This is a genomic window from Klebsiella sp. 2-CIP_Kleb., from assembly GCF_050378715.1.
Classification (GTDB): domain Bacteria; phylum Pseudomonadota; class Gammaproteobacteria; order Enterobacterales; family Enterobacteriaceae; genus Klebsiella; species Klebsiella quasipneumoniae.
This window is the reverse complement of record NZ_JBNRLG010000002.1, coordinates 45401-61392: the sequence shown is the minus strand read 5'-3', so window position 1 is coordinate 61392 and position 15992 is coordinate 45401. Positions and strand designations below refer to the sequence as shown.

15 protein-coding genes are annotated in these 15992 nt (G+C 56.4%); 13 read left to right on the top strand and 2 right to left on the bottom strand.

Annotated elements, in window-relative coordinates; all coding sequences use genetic code 11:
* Positions 1-25 precede the first annotated feature (25 nt).
* The 7 genes from ACQUTP_RS08245 to ACQUTP_RS08215 all read left to right on the top strand — a co-directional run bounded on the left by ACQUTP_RS08245 (position 26) and on the right by ACQUTP_RS08215 (position 6934).
* Positions 26-817 (top strand): class I fructose-bisphosphate aldolase, encoded by a 792-nt coding sequence (locus ACQUTP_RS08245; RefSeq protein ID WP_285755562.1) that lies wholly within the window; start codon positions 26-28, stop codon positions 815-817.
* A 14-nt stretch (positions 818-831) separates the two neighbouring features.
* The gene (locus ACQUTP_RS08240; protein ID WP_002889866.1) at positions 832-1383 is read left to right on the top strand and encodes a glycerol-3-phosphate responsive antiterminator; all 552 of its coding nucleotides are present in this window, start codon (positions 832-834) and stop codon (positions 1381-1383) included.
* Between the two features lie 20 nt (positions 1384-1403).
* Complete coding sequence (locus ACQUTP_RS08235) at positions 1404-2942, top strand: FGGY-family carbohydrate kinase (RefSeq protein ID WP_004204675.1); 1539 nt, start codon at positions 1404-1406, stop codon at positions 2940-2942.
* 11 nt (positions 2943-2953) lie between these two features.
* The gene (locus ACQUTP_RS08230) at positions 2954-3715 is read left to right on the top strand and encodes an SDR family NAD(P)-dependent oxidoreductase (RefSeq protein WP_428902412.1); all 762 of its coding nucleotides are present in this window, start codon (positions 2954-2956) and stop codon (positions 3713-3715) included.
* A 16-nt stretch (positions 3716-3731) separates the two neighbouring features.
* A complete protein-coding gene (locus ACQUTP_RS08225) occupies positions 3732-4727 on the top strand; it encodes a 2-hydroxyacid dehydrogenase (RefSeq protein WP_049115515.1) in 996 nt (331 codons plus the stop codon).
* 88 nt (positions 4728-4815) lie between these two features.
* On the top strand, positions 4816-6078 hold the full coding sequence (locus ACQUTP_RS08220; protein ID WP_004204671.1) for a PTS galactitol transporter subunit IIC: 1263 nt from the start codon (positions 4816-4818) through the stop codon (positions 6076-6078).
* Between the two features lie 217 nt (positions 6079-6295).
* Positions 6296-6934, top strand: coding sequence for a glutathione S-transferase family protein (locus ACQUTP_RS08215; RefSeq protein WP_048323085.1), 639 nt, complete (start codon positions 6296-6298; stop codon positions 6932-6934).
* Positions 6935-6974: 40 nt separating this feature from the next.
* Here the strand turns inward: ACQUTP_RS08215 and ACQUTP_RS08210 are convergent, their stop codons facing one another.
* Together ACQUTP_RS08210 and ACQUTP_RS08205 are read right to left on the bottom strand one after the other, a co-directional pair.
* Entirely contained in the window at positions 6975-7724 is a 750-nt protein-coding gene (locus tag ACQUTP_RS08210) for an SAM-dependent methyltransferase (RefSeq protein WP_285755559.1), read from the bottom strand.
* Between the two features lie 57 nt (positions 7725-7781).
* Complete coding sequence (locus ACQUTP_RS08205) at positions 7782-8039, bottom strand: YjhX family toxin (RefSeq protein WP_002889848.1); 258 nt, start codon at positions 8037-8039, stop codon at positions 7782-7784.
* A 462-nt stretch (positions 8040-8501) separates the two neighbouring features.
* Here ACQUTP_RS08205 and glaH point away from each other — a divergent pair, with 462 nt between their 5' ends.
* The 6 genes from glaH to csiR all read left to right on the top strand — a co-directional run bounded on the left by glaH (position 8502) and on the right by csiR (position 15817).
* Positions 8502-9479: a glutarate dioxygenase GlaH gene (glaH, locus tag ACQUTP_RS08200; RefSeq protein ID WP_004204667.1), complete on the top strand. Its 978-nt coding sequence runs from the start codon at positions 8502-8504 to the stop codon at positions 9477-9479.
* A gap of 27 nt (positions 9480-9506) precedes the next feature.
* Complete coding sequence (lhgO, locus tag ACQUTP_RS08195) at positions 9507-10775, top strand: L-2-hydroxyglutarate oxidase (RefSeq protein WP_017901317.1); 1269 nt, start codon at positions 9507-9509, stop codon at positions 10773-10775.
* Between the two features lie 23 nt (positions 10776-10798).
* Positions 10799-12247, top strand: coding sequence for an NADP-dependent succinate-semialdehyde dehydrogenase (gene gabD, locus ACQUTP_RS08190; protein WP_004204664.1), 1449 nt, complete (start codon positions 10799-10801; stop codon positions 12245-12247).
* Positions 12248-12259: 12 nt separating this feature from the next.
* On the top strand, positions 12260-13543 hold the full coding sequence (gene gabT, locus ACQUTP_RS08185; protein WP_428902413.1) for a 4-aminobutyrate--2-oxoglutarate transaminase: 1284 nt from the start codon (positions 12260-12262) through the stop codon (positions 13541-13543).
* 135 nt (positions 13544-13678) lie between these two features.
* Positions 13679-15079, top strand: coding sequence for a GABA permease (gabP, locus tag ACQUTP_RS08180; protein ID WP_428902414.1), 1401 nt, complete (start codon positions 13679-13681; stop codon positions 15077-15079).
* Positions 15080-15124: 45 nt separating this feature from the next.
* Positions 15125-15817 carry a DNA-binding transcriptional regulator CsiR gene (gene csiR / locus ACQUTP_RS08175; protein ID WP_043521479.1) on the top strand — a complete coding sequence of 231 codons (693 nt, stop codon included), beginning with the start codon at positions 15125-15127 and terminating at the stop codon, positions 15815-15817.
* Positions 15818-15992 lie beyond the last annotated feature (175 nt).

Genomic DNA, 15992 nt, shown 5'->3' with positions numbered 1-15992 from the left:
GTTTTTTTATCTCAGGAGTAAATAAATGTCTAAAGAACGTCGTCTCGCAAGAATATTCGCAAAAGATGGTAAATCCGTGACCTTAGCGCTGGATGGCTACTATTTTTCCACGAAAACAAATGGTATTGATAATACGATAAATCAGCTCCCTGCTCTGGTGGAACACGGCCTGGATTGTGCGCTCGTCACGTACGGCATGTTGAAGAATTATCGGGAAGCATTAAACAGCGTTCCCGTTGTCTTACGCGTCGACAGCACGGTCAGTATCTTTGACAATACCGTTCCCGATACTACCCCCGTTTTTTCCGTCGAAGATGCGCTTAAAGTCGCTGCCGAAGGCGTGGTCTGCATGACCTTCCCCGGCGCCTTCAATGAAGAAAAAACCCACATTATGGCGATGCAACTCGCGCAGGCAGCGGATCGCTGGAACGTACCGCTGATTGTCGAATCGCTCCCGTATGGTTATCCCGTCACCAGCGATGATTCTAACAATCCGACCATCATCGCTGCATCGGCCCGCGCAGCGGTGGAGCTGGGCGCGGACGTCATCAAAACGCGTTTTACCGGTTCACCAGAGGACCGACTGATCGTTGAAGCTGCTGGCGTGCCGGTGCTTGCCTTAGGAGGGCCAAAAACCGGCATCGACGGTTACTTCAAATTTGTTCAGCACTGTATGCAGATGGGTGCGAAAGGCGTGGCTGTAGGACGAAACATTACCCAGGATCCGCAGCCGGCGAAAGTGGTAGCAGGCCTGAATGCCATCATCCATGAAAACGCAACAGCGGAAGATGCATACAGCCTCTACATGGCTAAATAACATCGGAAATTAATATGATTTCAAATAACACCATCATCCCTTCCATCAGGAAGTATAAATACTTTGAGAAAGCATTATCCTGCCAGTCAGAATATGTACTGCTATCCGAAGCGAATATCGGCAATCTGCAGTCGCTGATTGGCAAATGCCATCAAAGCGGTAAGAAGGTCCTCGTTCACCTTGAATTACTGGGCGGCTTTAAACCGGATCAGGCGGGGATCAATCTGCTGAAAAATTATTACAAGGTTGATGGTGTTATTTCTTCCAATCTCTCCGCGCTACGCTACGCCAAAAAGGAGGGATTGCTGACCGTATATCGGGTTTTACTTATCGATTCGCGATCGCTTGATCAGTCGCTCGATATTGTTAAACACAGTCCACCGGACGCAATTGAAATCTTACCTGCTGAATATGCCTGCCAGTGTCTGGAGTTGATTAGCCGAAATTTGAAAGGCTTTGATGTGGTATTCATCGCCGGAGGCTTTGTTAAGCGCAAATACCTTGTAGATAAAATATTCCATGCCGGATTTAAAGGGATAACCACCAGCGAGCCCGGCTTATGGTAACCAATAAGGAGTCCACGCGAATGAAAGATGAATACGTCATGGGCATCGACAATGGTGGAACCGTCACCAAGGCAGCCATCTATGACCGTAAAGGACAGGTGCTCGCCATCGCCTCAAAATCCACGCAGATGCTGACACCCCGGGAATTCCACACAGAGCGCAGTATCGATGAGCTGTGGGCCGCTAATGTCGAAGTGATTAAAAAAGCGATTGCGCAATCAGGTATCGACGCCAGCCAGATAAAAGGAGTGGCCGTCACCGGTCATGGTAACGGTCTGTATCTGGTCGACGAAGAAGGTCACCCGGTGCGTAACGGCATTATATCCACCGATAGCCGGGCAAAAGAGTACGTTGAGAGATGGCAACGCTCGCCAGAATTCCTTACCGACATTTTGCCAAAAACAATGCAGTCCATCTGGGCCGGACAACCTGTCGCCCTGCTGGCATGGCTGAAGGACTTCGAGCCCGAGACGCTGCAAAAAGCGCGTTATATTTTTATGGTCAAGGACCTGATCCGTTTTTACCTGACCGGAGAGGCTTTTCTTGAGCTGACCGATATCTCAGGGACGAACCTGATCAACGTACGTGACTGCCAGTATGACGATGAACTACTGGCATGGTGGGGACTTGATGAACTGCGGGACAAATTGCCCCCCATCAAACGCTCAACAGAATGCTGCGGAAAAATCACTGACGACGTGGCCCGTCTGACCGGTTTATGCGCAGGTACGCCGGTTTCTGGCGGGGTGTTTGATATCTCGGCCTCTTCCATTGCCTCGGGGATTAACAGTCTCGATAAGATGGCGATCGTCACCGGCACCTGGAGCATAAACGAATACGTTACCGACCACCCGGTTATTGATAAAGATCTGTTTATGACCTCCATTTATCCCATTGAGGGTAAATGGCTCATCACCGAGGCCAGCCCCACCTCCGCGAGCAACCTGGAGTGGTTTATTAACAACTTTATGGAGAGCGATCGGAAAACCTCCGCCGAACAAGGATCGTCGGTCTATGACCTGTGCAATAAGCTGGTTTCATCAACGACGCCGGATGAAAGTCACCTGCTGTTCTTTCCGTTCGTGTTTGGCTCTAACACCATTCCCGACGCCTCGGCCGGCTTTATCGGTGTCAACAGCTTTCATAAAAAAGCCCATTTTCTGCGGGCGATATATGAGGGCGTGGCCTTCAGCCATCTCTACCACACCGAGCGCTTACGCAATATTAACCCGAAGTTAAGCCGCACTATTCGTATTGCTGGCGGCGTCACAAACTCCCCGGTCTGGCTGCAGATATTCGCCGATATCTTCCAGGCCACGCTGGAAATCGTTGACGTCAAAGAGCACGGGACCCTGGGTACCGCGATGACCGCCGCCGTCATGGTGGGCTGGTTTGCGGAGGTATTTGCGGCCTCAAACGACATGGTCCATGTCTCACGCACCGTCTCCCCTAATCCGGAAAACCACCGGGTCTACCAGACCAAATACCAGCTTTATAAAAACCTGTTATCAGAAATGCAGTCGCCGTGGAAAAGCTGCAGCAACTACATCGCGCACTAAGTGAGGAAAAAATGGATCTGAATTTAACGAATCGTACGGCCATCGTGACAGGCGGCGCAACCGGCCTGGGGAAAGAGTTTGTTCTTTCTCTCGCCAAAGAAGGCGTCAATATCTGCTTTACCTATATGCGTGAGGAAGAGCATCCCGAACGGCTGATCGAAACGGTGAAGGCCAGCGCGAACGTAGAGATCATCGCGGTCAAAACCGATCTCTCTGACGAGCAGAGCCGGGAAAATCTGTTTGCCACCTGTATCGACAGACTGGGCAAAGCCGACATTCTGGTGAATAACGCCGGGATCTGGCTGAGCGGCTACGTCACCGAGATCAGCCCGCAGGACTGGGATTTGGTGATGAATGTCAATCTGAAAGTCATCTTCCATCTCAGTCAGCTGTTTGTAAATCACTGCCTGCAGCATGACCAGATGGGCAGCATTCTGAATATTACCTCGCAGGCCGCGTTCCACGGCTCCACGACGGGACATGCGCACTACGCGGCAAGTAAGGCCGGCCTGGTCGCCTTTGCTATCTCTCTGGCGCGGGAAGTCGCCAAACAAAAAATCAATGTGAACAATATCGCCGTCGGGATCATGGATACTGCGATGATCCGTAAGAACATTGAGCAAAACCCTGACTATTACGTCAGTCGTATTCCGGTGGGCCGCGTGGCCCAGCCGCAAGAAATTGCCGACATCGGAGTCTTCATGGTTTCTCCTAAGACCAGCTATATGACGGGAGCAACTCTGGACGTTACCGGCGGTATGTTGATGCGTTAATCTAGGGAGAATCATTATGAAATGTCTGGCAATTGCCGATCTGTTTATCAATGCAGCGATGATGGAATCAGGACTGAAAGCGCTCAGGGATAAGGGAATTGAAGTAGAAATACGCGAGTGGTCACATGACTCCGTTGAGAAACTTCAGGAAGATAATCTGCGGGTTGAACAGGAAGGAGCAGAAGCCGTGGCCTTACCGGAAGCGCTGCTTCAGGGAACGGATGATATTGACATCCTGATCACTCAGTTTGCCCCCGTCAATACTGCGGTGTTCGATAAACTACCAAAGCTGAAATATGTAGGCGTGCTCCGCGGTGGCGTGGAAAACGTGAATCTTCAGGTGGCGAACGCCCGGGGCGTTGAGGTGATAAACACACCGGGGCGTAACGCTCGCAGCGTCGCCGAATTCACGGTCGGCATGATCCTGACGGAAATGCGCAATATCGCCCGTTCACACGATGCCCTGCGTGACAAATACTGGCGTAAAGACAGTCCGAACCATCAGGCGATCCCGGAGCTTGGCGGAAAAGTCGTGGGGCTGGTTGGCCTCGGTCATATTGCCCAACTGGTCGCGGGATTTCTCAGTGGCTTTGGCACGGAGATTATCTTTTACGATAAGTACGTTGCAGACCATGAACGTTATGAGAAAGTCGATTCTCTGGACGAACTGGTACAACGCGCCGACGTTATCTCGTTACATGCTCGCCTGACGCCGGAAACCGAAAATCTGATTAACGCACACCATTTCGCGCTAATGAAGCGCAGTGCCATCATTGTTAACACGGCACGCTCCGGGTTAATCAATGAAAAAGAGATGATTGATGCGCTCAGATCCGGGCAAATCATGGGCGCCGCGCTTGATACCTTTGATGACGAGCCACTCCCTGACGACAGTGCATTCTATACACTGAATAACGTGACCATTACGCCGCATATTGCCGGGAGTACCATTGACGCATTCAGTAATTCGCCCAAACTCTTCGCTGAGATCCTTTTAAAGAAACTCAGTTAAATACTAAAAGAACCACTAAAGGTATTAACAGGGCCCAATGGGCACGGGTTAACTCGTGCCCAATTCGCCCGCCTTTTAAGGAATCATTATGGATATTATCAACAGCATTATTAGTCTGGGGGCATCAGTAATGATGCCAGTAATATTCTTTATTATCGCGCTTTGCTTTGGCGTTAAAATCGGTACGGCATTTAAAGCAGGAATGCTGGTAGGCATTGGTTTTGAAGGGGTGGGGCTGGTGATTGGCCTGCTGCTGACAAATCTGGGCCCCGCATCGCAGGCGATGGTTGAGCGTATCGGCCTGCAGTTAACGGTCGTTGATACCGGTTGGCCTACCGCATCGACCATTGGCTGGGGTTCGCCGCTGATGCTGCCCGTCGTGGTGGGCTTTATCGTCATCAACCTGGCTATGCTTCTGTTGAAATTAACCAAAACGGTGAATATCGATATTTTTAACTACTGGATTTTCCTGATCATGGGGTCTGTGGTCTATGCCGGAACGGGAAATTACTGGCTTTCGGTCGGTATTACATTCGCTATTTTTGTGTTGACGCTATTGGCGGCAGATTTAACGGCTCCATATTTACAAAAAAACTATAATCTTAAAGGGATATCATTCCCACATCTTACCTGTATAGCTTACGTGCCGTTTGGCATTGCCTGTAATTACATCATTGATAAGATCCCGCTTATCAATAAAATCAATTTCGATCCGGAAAGTATTAATAAAAAATTCGGCGTTTTTGGCGAGCCTCTTACCCTGGGATTTGTACTGGGACTGCTGTTGGCCTTCCTGGCGGGATATGACGTTTCTGCTGCCGTTTCACTGGCCATTAAGGTTTCAGCCGCCATGCTGTTGCTGCCTAAAATGATTGAAATTCTGGTGCAGGGATTGTTGATTGTCCGTGATGCCGCTGAAGCAAAACTGAAGGCTAAATTCCCGGGGCGCGATTTTTACATCGGGATGGATACGGCGTTACTGATCGGTGAACCTTCGGTACTGGCGACCGGTCTGCTGTTAATCCCTATGGCTGTGGTGCTGTCTATCATTCTGCCCGGCAACCGCGTACTGCCCTTTGTCGATCTGGCTTCATTAATGTTCCTGCTGGCAATGGTCACGCCGTTCTGTAAACGAAATATGTTCCGCATGTTCATAACCGGAACCCTGATCGTGACCTGCATCCTGTATGTCGGGACGGACATTTCGCAAGAATACACTCAGGCGGCGGTGAACTCGCATATTCCAGTGCCGGAAGGGATGGCCGAGATCACCAATATCGTCGGCGGCGCCACGACGCCTGTCGGCTGGCTGGCCGTCAAGTTTGGCGAGTTTTTTAGCGCCACACCTTAGTACAAAACCACACAAGTAAACAGAGGGCAAACTGCTGCCCTCTGTTTCTTCCTCTTATACTGTGCACTGAATAGCTGGCTCAGCTACGCCCCTGGTTTGAACATCTGACCAGCGCGTCCGCCCCCTGCGCGGCGAGGTGGTTCATTTCTTTTGTGCCCCCTCCTCTTTTCAACCCAACCTGCTATGCTCCTTCTTTCATTATTCTCTGGAGATCCCGATGCTGACCATCTGGGGCCGAAAAACCTCCTCTAACGTGCAGGCGCTGATGTGGTGTGTTGGCGAGCTTGGGTTGGACTATCTCCGGTTCGACGTGGGGCATCGCTATGGCGGTACCGACAGCGAGGCGTTTTATCAGCTCAATCCCAATCGTACGGTGCCAGTGCTGCAGGATGACGAAAATCCGCCGCTGTGGGAAACCGGCGCGATCCTTCGCTATTTAGCCAGTCGCTACGCCGACGACGCCTTCTGGCCGGGCGAACTGCTGGCTCGTACAGAGGTTGATCGCTGGGCCGAGTGGTCAAAGCAGAATATCGCCCTCGGCTTTACGGCGCCGGTGTTCTGGCGCGTGGTGCGCACGCCCGCCGCCGAGCGGGATCCGCAGGCCATCGCCGCGGCGGTGACGGCCCTGGAGCAAAAGCTGGCGATTGCCGAGGCACGTCTCGCCGGCAGTCGCTATCTGGTGGGCGATACCTTCACCCTGGCCGATATCCAGTTTGGCCATGTGCTGTACCGCTACTTTGCAATCGATATCACCCGTCGTCCCCTCCCCCACCTTGCGGCGTATTATGCACGGCTAACCGCACGGCCCGCCTTTCGCCAGCACGTCATGGTCAGCTACGACGAGCTGAAGGTCTGAAAATGGTCGGTAGCGCCTCCTGACGCTACCGACATACCGGTTAACGCGCCATCAGGACAAACACGCCCCAGCCGAGATATTCCCGGGTCCAGGTGACGTGGTGTAGCGGCGCAGTGGTCAACTGCTGGCGAACCTCCGGCGCGAAGTCATCGTGCGGATTGGCCTCCAGCCAGCGGCGCATCGTCAGCCATTTCGCCGCTTCATAACGATCCCAGCCCTCCTGGTCGGCCAGCACCATCTCCACCACGTCATAGCCTAGTTCGCCAAAGTGAGCGACCAGCGCCGGCAGCGTCAGGAAGTCATCGGGTGACTGCGCGCCGCAGGCAACCGCTTCTTCCGCAGTGGCGGGGCGTTTGCGCCACCATGGCTCGCCGATAAGCAGCATGCCGCCTGGGTTAAGACTCTGCTTCAGCAGCGCAATCGTGCCTGCCACTCCGCCGCCGATCCACGTTGCCCCCACGCAGGCGGCAATATCGCACGGCTGACTGGCGACATACCCGCTGGCATCCTGGTGTATGAAGGTCACCCGGTCGCTCACCCCGAGCGCTTCTGCCCGGGTGGCCGCCTGCTGACTGAATAGCAGACTCATGTCCACCCCGGTGCCGACGATCTGATGATCGCGCGCCCAGCTACAGAGCATCTCGCCGGAGCCGCTGCCGAGGTCAAGAATGGTGGTGCCCGGCGCCATTCGCAGCGCCCGTCCCAGCGTGGCGTACTTTTCCGGGGTAAAAGGGTTATGAATACGGTGTTCGCTTTCACTGATAGTAAAAATGCGAGGGATATCGATCATGGGTGTTTCTCCTTGAGAGCCATACGCCCGGGCAGCGACCCTGCCCGGGTCGCTGTATCAGCGGTTGTCCGCCTGTGCGCGAACGTTATTCAAACCGGTGGTGTTGATCCGGTACGGCTGGCCATTCACCGACTTAATCAGCTTTTTGGTTTTGAGCTTTTTGAAGACCGCGAGGGTACAGTCGCTCAGCAACAGCCCTTCCCGGGTGTAGCATTCGACGGCGGTAATGCGGCCGGAGGTATCGCGGACGTGCGCAATACGGCCACCTTTGGCGAGTACGTGTAAGGTCCGTTGTTCCTGACGGGATAAATTCATACTGAAACCTGTTCATTATCATGTGCGAAAACATGCCTACACCCGCAGGTGTGTGCGTAAGGTTTAAGCGCAGCGATAATCAGTCCGGCCTGGGCAGGTCGGGAAGCTGATTATCTGATAATGACATTCTCCAGCATCGAAGCCTCGGTGAGCATTGAAAGGTATTTACCGGCTGAATATTAACACCTTCATCTGGTAAGGGTATTGTGCAGATTAAAAACTGTGACCGGTATTACGATTTCCCGTCAGCCTACCCCCATTTTTTGCGCTATCCGCCGCTCGCTCTGCTCCTCAACTTTCACCACCACCTTATCCCCCTCCCGCATTGTTAAATAATTGTTGTCAGATCACAAAATGGAAACAAAAAGGCCATTTCGTACGCATTTTATAAAAATGTAGATATTTTTAATTTATGGCTACGAAATGAACATCACCCTGACCTTACAGCGAGGAACGATCCTGATGAACGCCCTGACCGCAGTAAAACCGACACCCGCGCCGTTAGCCCAGCAATACCCTGGCTTTACCGTCTCCCCTTCCGCCCAGTCGCCGCGCCTGCTGGAGCTCACCTTTTCCGCGGACACCACCACCCAGTTTCTGCAGCAGGTCGAGCAGTGGCCGGTGCAGGCGCTGGAGTACAAATCTTTCTTACGCTTCCAGGTGGGCAAGATCCTCGACGATCTGTGCGGCAACCAGCTGCAGCCGCTGCTGATCAAAACATTGCTCGATCGCGCGGAAGGCGCGCTGCTGATCAACGGCGAAGGGATCGATAACGTCAGCCAGGCCGAAGAGATGGTCAAGCTGGCCACCGCCGTCGCCCACCTGATTGGCCGTTCCAACTTCGACGCCATGAGCGGCCAGTATTACGCCCGCTTCGTGGTGAAAAACGTCGATAATTCCGACAGCTACCTGCGCCAGCCGCACCGGGTGATGGAGCTGCACAACGACGGTACCTACGTCGAAGAGCAAACCGACTACGTGCTGATGATGAAGATCGACGAGCAGAACATGCAGGGCGGCAATTCCCTGCTGCTGCATCTCGACGACTGGGAGCACCTCGACGAATTCTTCCGCGACCCGCTCGCCCGCCGCCCGATGCGCTGGGCCGCGCCGCCGAGCAAAAACGTCAGCAAAGATGTTTTCCACCCGGTGTTCGACGTCGACCAGCTGGGTCGCCCGGTGATGCGCTATATCGACCAGTTCGTCCAGCCGAAAGATTTCGAAGAGGGCACCTGGCTGAGCCGCCTCTCCGACGCGCTGGAGACCAGCAAAAACATTCTTTCTATACCGGTGCCGGTAGGCAAATTTCTGTTGATTAACAACCTGTTCTGGCTGCACGGCCGCGACCGCTTTACGCCGCACCCGGACCTGCGCCGCGAGCTGATGCGCCAGCGCGGCTACTTTGCGTATTCCACGAATCATTACCAGACTCATCAATAAGGGTTTTCAGGCGAAGGAATTGAGCGGATGTATGATTTCGTGATTATCGGCGGCGGCATCATCGGCATGTCGACCGCCATGCAGTTAATTGAGATTTACCCGGACGCCCGCATTGCGCTGCTGGAAAAAGAGTCCGGCCCGGCCTGCCATCAGACCGGCCACAACAGCGGCGTGATCCACGCCGGGGTGTATTACACCCCCGGCAGCCTCAAGGCGCAGTTTTGCCTCGCCGGCAACCGCGCTACCAAGGCCTTTTGCGAGCAGAACGGCATCCGCTATGACGTCTGCGGCAAGATGCTGGTCGCCACCTCGCCGCTGGAGATGGAGCGGATGCGCGCCCTGTGGGATCGCACCGCCGCCAACGGCCTGCAGCGGGAATGGCTGAGCGCCGGGGAGCTGCGCGAGCGCGAACCGAACATCAGCGGGCTCGGCGGGATCTTCGTCCCTTCCAGCGGCATCGTCAGCTACCGCGACGTGGCGGCGGCGATGGCGAAGAACTTCGAATCGAAAGGCGGCGCCATCGTCTACAACGCCGAAGTCAGCGCCCTGAAAGAACACGCCAGCGGCGTGGTGATCCGTACCCGTCAGGGCGGTGAGTATGAGGCCTCGACGCTGATTACCTGCTCTGGGCTGATGGCCGATCGGCTGGTGAAAATGCTCGGCGTCGATCCCGGGTTTATCATCTGCCCGTTCCGCGGGGAATATTTCCAGCTTGCCCCGCAGCACAATCAGATCGTCAACCATCTGATCTATCCGATCCCCGATCCGGCGATGCCGTTCCTCGGCGTCCACCTGACCCGCATGATCGACGGCAGCGTCACCGTCGGCCCCAACGCCGTGCTGGCCCTGAAGCGCGAAGGCTATCGCAAGCGTGATATCTCGCTGGCCGATACCCTGGAGATCCTCACCTCGCCCGGCATCCGCCGGGTGCTGCAAAACAACCTGCGCTCCGGACTGGGCGAAATGAAGAATTCGCTGTGCAGAAGCGGCTATCTGCGGCTGGTGCAGAAATACTGCCCGAGCCTGACGCTCAGCGATTTACGCCCGTGGCCGGCCGGCGTGCGGGCGCAGGCGGTGTCGCCGCAGGGCAAACTGATCGACGATTTTCTCTTTGTCACCACCGCGCGTTCCATTCACACCTGTAACGCGCCGTCGCCGGCGGCGACGTCGGCTATCCCGATCGGCGCGCATATCGTCAGCAAGGTGCAGACCCTGCTGGCCAGCCAGAGCAATCCCGGACGCACGCTGCGTGCGGCACGTAGCGTGGAGACACTACACGCCGCTTTTACCCGTTAACCCCCTGAAGACAGGAAGCGATTATGCAACTCAACGATATGACTCTGTTTCGCCAGCAGGCGCTGATTGATGGTCAGTGGCGCGATGCGCCCAACGGCGACGTGATTGCGGTGACCAACCCGGCCAACGGCGAGCAGCTCGGCAGCGTGCCGAAAATGGGCGCCGACGAAACCCGACAAGCGATCGAGGCCGCTAACCGCGCCCTTCCCGCCTGGCGTGCCCTCACCGCCAAAGAGCGGGCGAACATTCTGCGCCGCTGGTTCGATCTTATGATGGAGAATCAGGACGATCTCGCTCGTCTGATGACCCTCGAGCAGGGGAAACCGCTGGCGGAAGCCAAAGGTGAAATCAGCTACGCCGCCTCCTTTATTGAGTGGTTCGCCGAAGAAGGTAAGCGCATTTACGGCGACACCATTCCTGGCCACCAGGCCGACAAGCGCCTGCTGGTGATTAAGCAGCCCATCGGCGTTACCGCCGCCATCACCCCGTGGAACTTCCCGGCGGCGATGATCACCCGCAAAGCGGGCCCGGCGCTGGCTGCGGGCTGCACCATGGTCCTGAAACCGGCCAGCCAGACGCCGTTTTCCGCGCTGGCGCTGGCCGAACTGGCCAATCGCGCCGGGATCCCCGCCGGGGTGTTCAACGTCGTCACCGGCTCAGCCGGCGCGGTCGGCGGCGAACTGACCAGTAACCCGCTGGTGCGCAAGCTCTCCTTTACCGGCTCGACCGAGATTGGCCGCCAGCTGATGGAGCAGTGCGCGAAAGACATCAAAAAAGTCTCCCTGGAGCTGGGCGGCAACGCGCCGTTTATCGTCTTCGACGATGCCGACCTCGACAAAGCCGTCGAGGGGGCGCTGGCGTCGAAGTTCCGCAACGCCGGGCAGACCTGCGTTTGCGCCAACCGCCTGTACGTCCAGGATGGGGTATATGACCGTTTCGCCGAGAAGCTGCAGCAGGCGGTGGAAAAACTGCGCATTGGCGACGGCCTGCAGGACGGGGTCACCACCGGCCCGCTGATCGACGAGAAAGCCGTCGCCAAAGTTGAAGAACACATTGCCGACGCCATCGCCAAAGGCGCGAAGGTGGTCACCGGCGGCAAACCGCACGCCCTGGGCGGCAACTTCTTCCAGCCGACCATCCTGGTCAACGTTCCCGACAGCGCCAAAGTGGCGAAAGAGGAGACCTTCGGCCCGCTGGCCCCGCTGTTCCGCTTTAAAGATGAAGCCGACGTCATTGCCCAGGCCAACGATACCGAGTTCGGCCTCGCCGCCTATTTCTACGCCCGCGATCTGAGCCGCGTGTTCCGCGTCGGCGAAGCGCTGGAGTACGGCATCATCGGCATCAATACCGGCATTATCTCCACCGAAGTCGCCCCGTTCGGCGGCGTTAAGGCCTCCGGCCTCGGCCGCGAAGGGTCGAAGTACGGTATCGAAGACTACTTAGAAATCAAATACATGTGTATTGGCCTTTAACAGGAGTGTCGGATGAACAGCAATAAAGCATTAATGGCGCGTCGCAGCGACGCGGTCCCGCGCGGCGTCGGCCAGATCCATCCTATCTTCGCCGAGCGCGCGGAGAACTGCCGGGTGTGGGACGTCGAAGGGCGGGAATATCTCGATTTTGCCGGCGGTATCGCGGTGCTCAATACCGGCCACCTGCATCCGCAGATTGTCGCCGCCGTGGAGGACCAGCTGAAAAAGCTGTCCCATACCTGCTTCCAGGTGCTGGCCTACGAGCCCTACCTGGCGCTGTGCGAAAAGATGAACCAGAAGGTGCCAGGTGATTTCGCCAAGAAAACCCTGCTGGTCACCACCGGGTCGGAAGCGGTGGAGAACGCGGTGAAGATCGCCCGCGCGGCAACCGGGCGCAGCGGCGCTATCGCCTTCACCGGCGCCTATCACGGCCGTACCCACTACACCCTGTCGCTGACCGGCAAAGTGAATCCTTACTCCGCCGGTATGGGCTTAATGCCGGGCCACGTCTATCGCGCCCTCTACCCGTGCGCGCTGCACGGCGTCAGTGATGACGAGGCGATCGCCAGCATCCATCGCATCTTCAAAAACGATGCCGCACCGGAAGATATCGCCGCCATCATTATTGAGCCGGTGCAGGGTGAAGGCGGGTTCTATGCCGCCTCCCCGGCCTTTATGCAGCGCCTGCGCGCCCTGTGCGACGAGCACGGCATTATGCTCATCGCCGATGAGGTTCAGAGCGGCGCGGGCCGCACCGGTACCCTGTTCGCCATGGAGCAGATGGGCGTCGCGGCGGATATCACCACCTTCGCCAAATCCATCGCCGGCGGTTTCCCGCTGGCGGGCGTCACCGGCCGTGCGGAGGTGATGGACGCCATCGCCCCCGGCGGACTGGGCGGCACCTATGCCGGCAACCCCATCGCCTGCGCCGCCGCCCTGGCGGTATTGCAGATTTTCGAGCAGGAAAACCTGCTGGAAAAAGCCAACCAGCTCGGCGAAACCCTGCGCCAGGGCCTGCTGGCGATCGCTGAAAATCATCCTGAGATCGGCGATGTCCGCGGTCTGGGAGCGATGATCGCCATCGAGCTGTTTGAAGAAGGCGACCACAGCAGACCGAATGCAAGACTCACGGCGGATATCGTCGCCCGCGCGCGCGACAAAGGCCTGATCCTGCTCTCCTGCGGGCCGTACTACAACGTACTGCGCATCCTGGCGCCACTGACCATCGAAGAGGCGCAGATCGAGCAGGGGCTGAAGATCATCGCCGACTGCTTTACCGAGGCGAAACAGGCATAAAACAACAGATATGCGGACACGAAGTACGTTAGTAAGGGAATGAAGACGAGACCTGCAAAACAATAATTATACGCGTGCCCCGGCGCGGGAATGTCGGGGCGCTCTCCCAGGTGACACACTTCGAGAGGGTAAATGATGGGGCAACTGTTGCAATCACAGGATTTAGGGGCGGGACTGAAGTCGCGCCACGTCACAATGTTATCTATCGCCGGGGTGATCGGCGCGAGTTTATTTGTCGGATCCAGCGTCGCCATTGCCGAGGCGGGCCCGGCGGTGCTGCTGGCCTATCTGTTTGCCGGGCTGCTGGTGGTGATGATTATGCGTATGCTGGCCGAAATGGCGGTCGCCACGCCGGATACCGGCTCCTTTTCCACCTATGCTGATAAAGCCATCGGCCGCTGGGCGGGGTATACCATCGGCTGGCTGTACTGGTGGTTTTGGGTCCTGGTTATTCCGCTGGAAGCCAATATCGCGGCGATTATTCTGCATTCGTGGGTGCCGGGTGTCCCGGTGTGGTTGTTCTCCCTGGTCATCACTCTCGCCCTCACCGGCAGTAACCTGCTGAGCGTCAAGAACTACGGCGAATTCGAGTTCTGGCTGGCGCTGTGCAAAGTGATCGCTATTCTGGCGTTTATCGTACTGGGCGCGGTCTCCATTACCGGTTTTTATCCCTATGCCGAGGTGAGCGGCATTTCGCGTCTATGGGATCACGGCGGCTTTATGCCCAACGGCTTCGGCGCGGTGCTCAGCGCGATGCTGATCACCATGTTCTCGTTTATGGGCGCGGAGATTGTCACCATTGCCGCCGCCGAATCAGATACTCCGGATAAACATATCGTGCGCGCCACCAACTCGGTGATCTGGCGTATCTCTATTTTTTATCTGTGCTCGATCTTTATCGTCGTCGCTCTCATCCCGTGGAATATGCCGGGGCTGAAGAGCATCGGCTCCTACCGCTCGGTGCTCGAGCTGCTGCATATTCCCTATGCCAAGCTGATTATGGACGGCGTGATCCTCCTGTCGGTCACCAGCTGTCTGAACTCGGCGCTGTATACCGCTTCGCGGATGCTCTACTCCCTGAGCCGCCGAGGTGATGCGCCGGCCATCATGGGGCGGACCAACCGCAGCAAAACGCCGTACGTGGCGGTGCTGCTCTCCACCGGCGCGGCATTCCTCACCGTGGTGGTGAACTACTACGCGCCTGCCAAGGTGTTTAAATTCCTCATCGACAGCTCCGGCGCCATCGCCCTGCTGGTCTATCTGGTGATCGCCGTTTCGCAACTGCGGATGCGTAAAATCCTTCAGGCGCAAGGTGGCGAAATCCGTCTCAGAATGTGGCTCTATCCGTACCTGACCTGGCTGGTGATCGCCTTTATCACCTTCGTGTTGGTGGTGATGCTGTTCCGTCCGGCGCAGCAGCTGGAGGTGATCTCTACCGGCCTGTTAGCATTGGGAATTATTTGTACGGTACCGATTATGTCGCGCTGGAAAAAGCTGGTATTGTGGCAAAAACTGCCGCTGCAAAATACGCGTTAACCCTCTTCCCGGCGCCCGCCGGGAAGAGTATTCAGGAGTAAGAACATGACCGCCATTTCCCAGGCGACGGCCATTGACGGGTACCGTTGGTTAAAAAACGACATCATCCGCGGGGTCTACCAACCCGATGAGAAGCTGCGGATGAGCCTGTTGACCTCGCGCTATGCCCTGGGGGTCGGTCCGCTGCGCGAGGCGCTTTCGCAGCTGGTGGCCGAGCGGCTGGTGACGGTGGTCAATCAGAAAGGCTATCGGGTAGCGCCCATGTCGGAACAGGAGCTTCTCGATATCTTCGACGCGCGCGCCAACATGGAAGCCATGCTGGTGCGCCTCGCCATTGAGCGCGGCGGCGATGAGTGGGAAGCCGAGCTGCTGGCCCGCGCCCATCTGCTCAACAAGCTGGAGTCGTGCGAAGCGAGTGAGCACTTACTCGATGAATGGGACCAGCGCCATCAGGCATTTCACACCGCCATCGTCGCCGGCTGCGGTTCGCAGTATCTGCTGCAGATGCGCGAACGGCTGTTCGACCTGGCGGCCCGCTACCGCTTCATCTGGCTGCGCACCACTGTGCTGTCGGTGGAGATGCTGGAAGATAAGCATGTCCAGCATCAGACTCTGGTGGACGCTATTCTGGCGCGCGACGCTGAACAGGCCAGCGCGCTGATGCGCGAGCACTTACTGACTCCGATCCCGATTATTCAGCAGGCGATGGCCGACAAGCTGCAGCCGCAGGTAGTGTGAGTCAGGCGGTGGAGATTGCTACTCTGGCCGCAGCCAGGAAGGTTTCACTTTCTCAACCGACGTTCCTGGATTGCATAAACATTGGAATATGCCCCATAAATAGTGCAAAACAGTGCAATATCCATGGTTATTTTATTCATTGATAAATCTATATATTTTTAACTATCACGTCGAC

What these genes read in the sequence shown, in the direction of transcription:
- ACQUTP_RS08245 (WP_285755562.1), top strand. Translation starts at nt 26, where the DNA reads ATGTCTAAAGAACGTCGTCTCGCAAGAATATTCGCAAAAGATGGTAAA.
- ACQUTP_RS08240 (WP_002889866.1), top strand. Translation starts at nt 832, where the DNA reads ATGATTTCAAATAACACCATCATCCCTTCCATCAGGAAGTATAAATAC.
- ACQUTP_RS08235 (WP_004204675.1), top strand. Translation starts at nt 1,404, where the DNA reads ATGAAAGATGAATACGTCATGGGCATCGACAATGGTGGAACCGTCACC.
- ACQUTP_RS08230 (WP_428902412.1), top strand. Translation starts at nt 2,954, where the DNA reads ATGGATCTGAATTTAACGAATCGTACGGCCATCGTGACAGGCGGCGCA.
- ACQUTP_RS08225 (WP_049115515.1), top strand. Translation starts at nt 3,732, where the DNA reads ATGAAATGTCTGGCAATTGCCGATCTGTTTATCAATGCAGCGATGATG.
- ACQUTP_RS08220 (WP_004204671.1), top strand. Translation starts at nt 4,816, where the DNA reads ATGGATATTATCAACAGCATTATTAGTCTGGGGGCATCAGTAATGATG.
- ACQUTP_RS08215 (WP_048323085.1), top strand. Translation starts at nt 6,296, where the DNA reads ATGCTGACCATCTGGGGCCGAAAAACCTCCTCTAACGTGCAGGCGCTG.
- ACQUTP_RS08210 (WP_285755559.1), bottom strand. Translation starts at nt 7,724, where the DNA reads ATGATCGATATCCCTCGCATTTTTACTATCAGTGAAAGCGAACACCGT.
- ACQUTP_RS08205 (WP_002889848.1), bottom strand. Translation starts at nt 8,039, where the DNA reads ATGAATTTATCCCGTCAGGAACAACGGACCTTACACGTACTCGCCAAA.
- glaH (WP_004204667.1), top strand. Translation starts at nt 8,502, where the DNA reads ATGAACGCCCTGACCGCAGTAAAACCGACACCCGCGCCGTTAGCCCAG.
- lhgO (WP_017901317.1), top strand. Translation starts at nt 9,507, where the DNA reads ATGTATGATTTCGTGATTATCGGCGGCGGCATCATCGGCATGTCGACC.
- gabD (WP_004204664.1), top strand. Translation starts at nt 10,799, where the DNA reads ATGCAACTCAACGATATGACTCTGTTTCGCCAGCAGGCGCTGATTGAT.
- gabT (WP_428902413.1), top strand. Translation starts at nt 12,260, where the DNA reads ATGAACAGCAATAAAGCATTAATGGCGCGTCGCAGCGACGCGGTCCCG.
- gabP (WP_428902414.1), top strand. Translation starts at nt 13,679, where the DNA reads ATGGGGCAACTGTTGCAATCACAGGATTTAGGGGCGGGACTGAAGTCG.
- csiR (WP_043521479.1), top strand. Translation starts at nt 15,125, where the DNA reads ATGACCGCCATTTCCCAGGCGACGGCCATTGACGGGTACCGTTGGTTA.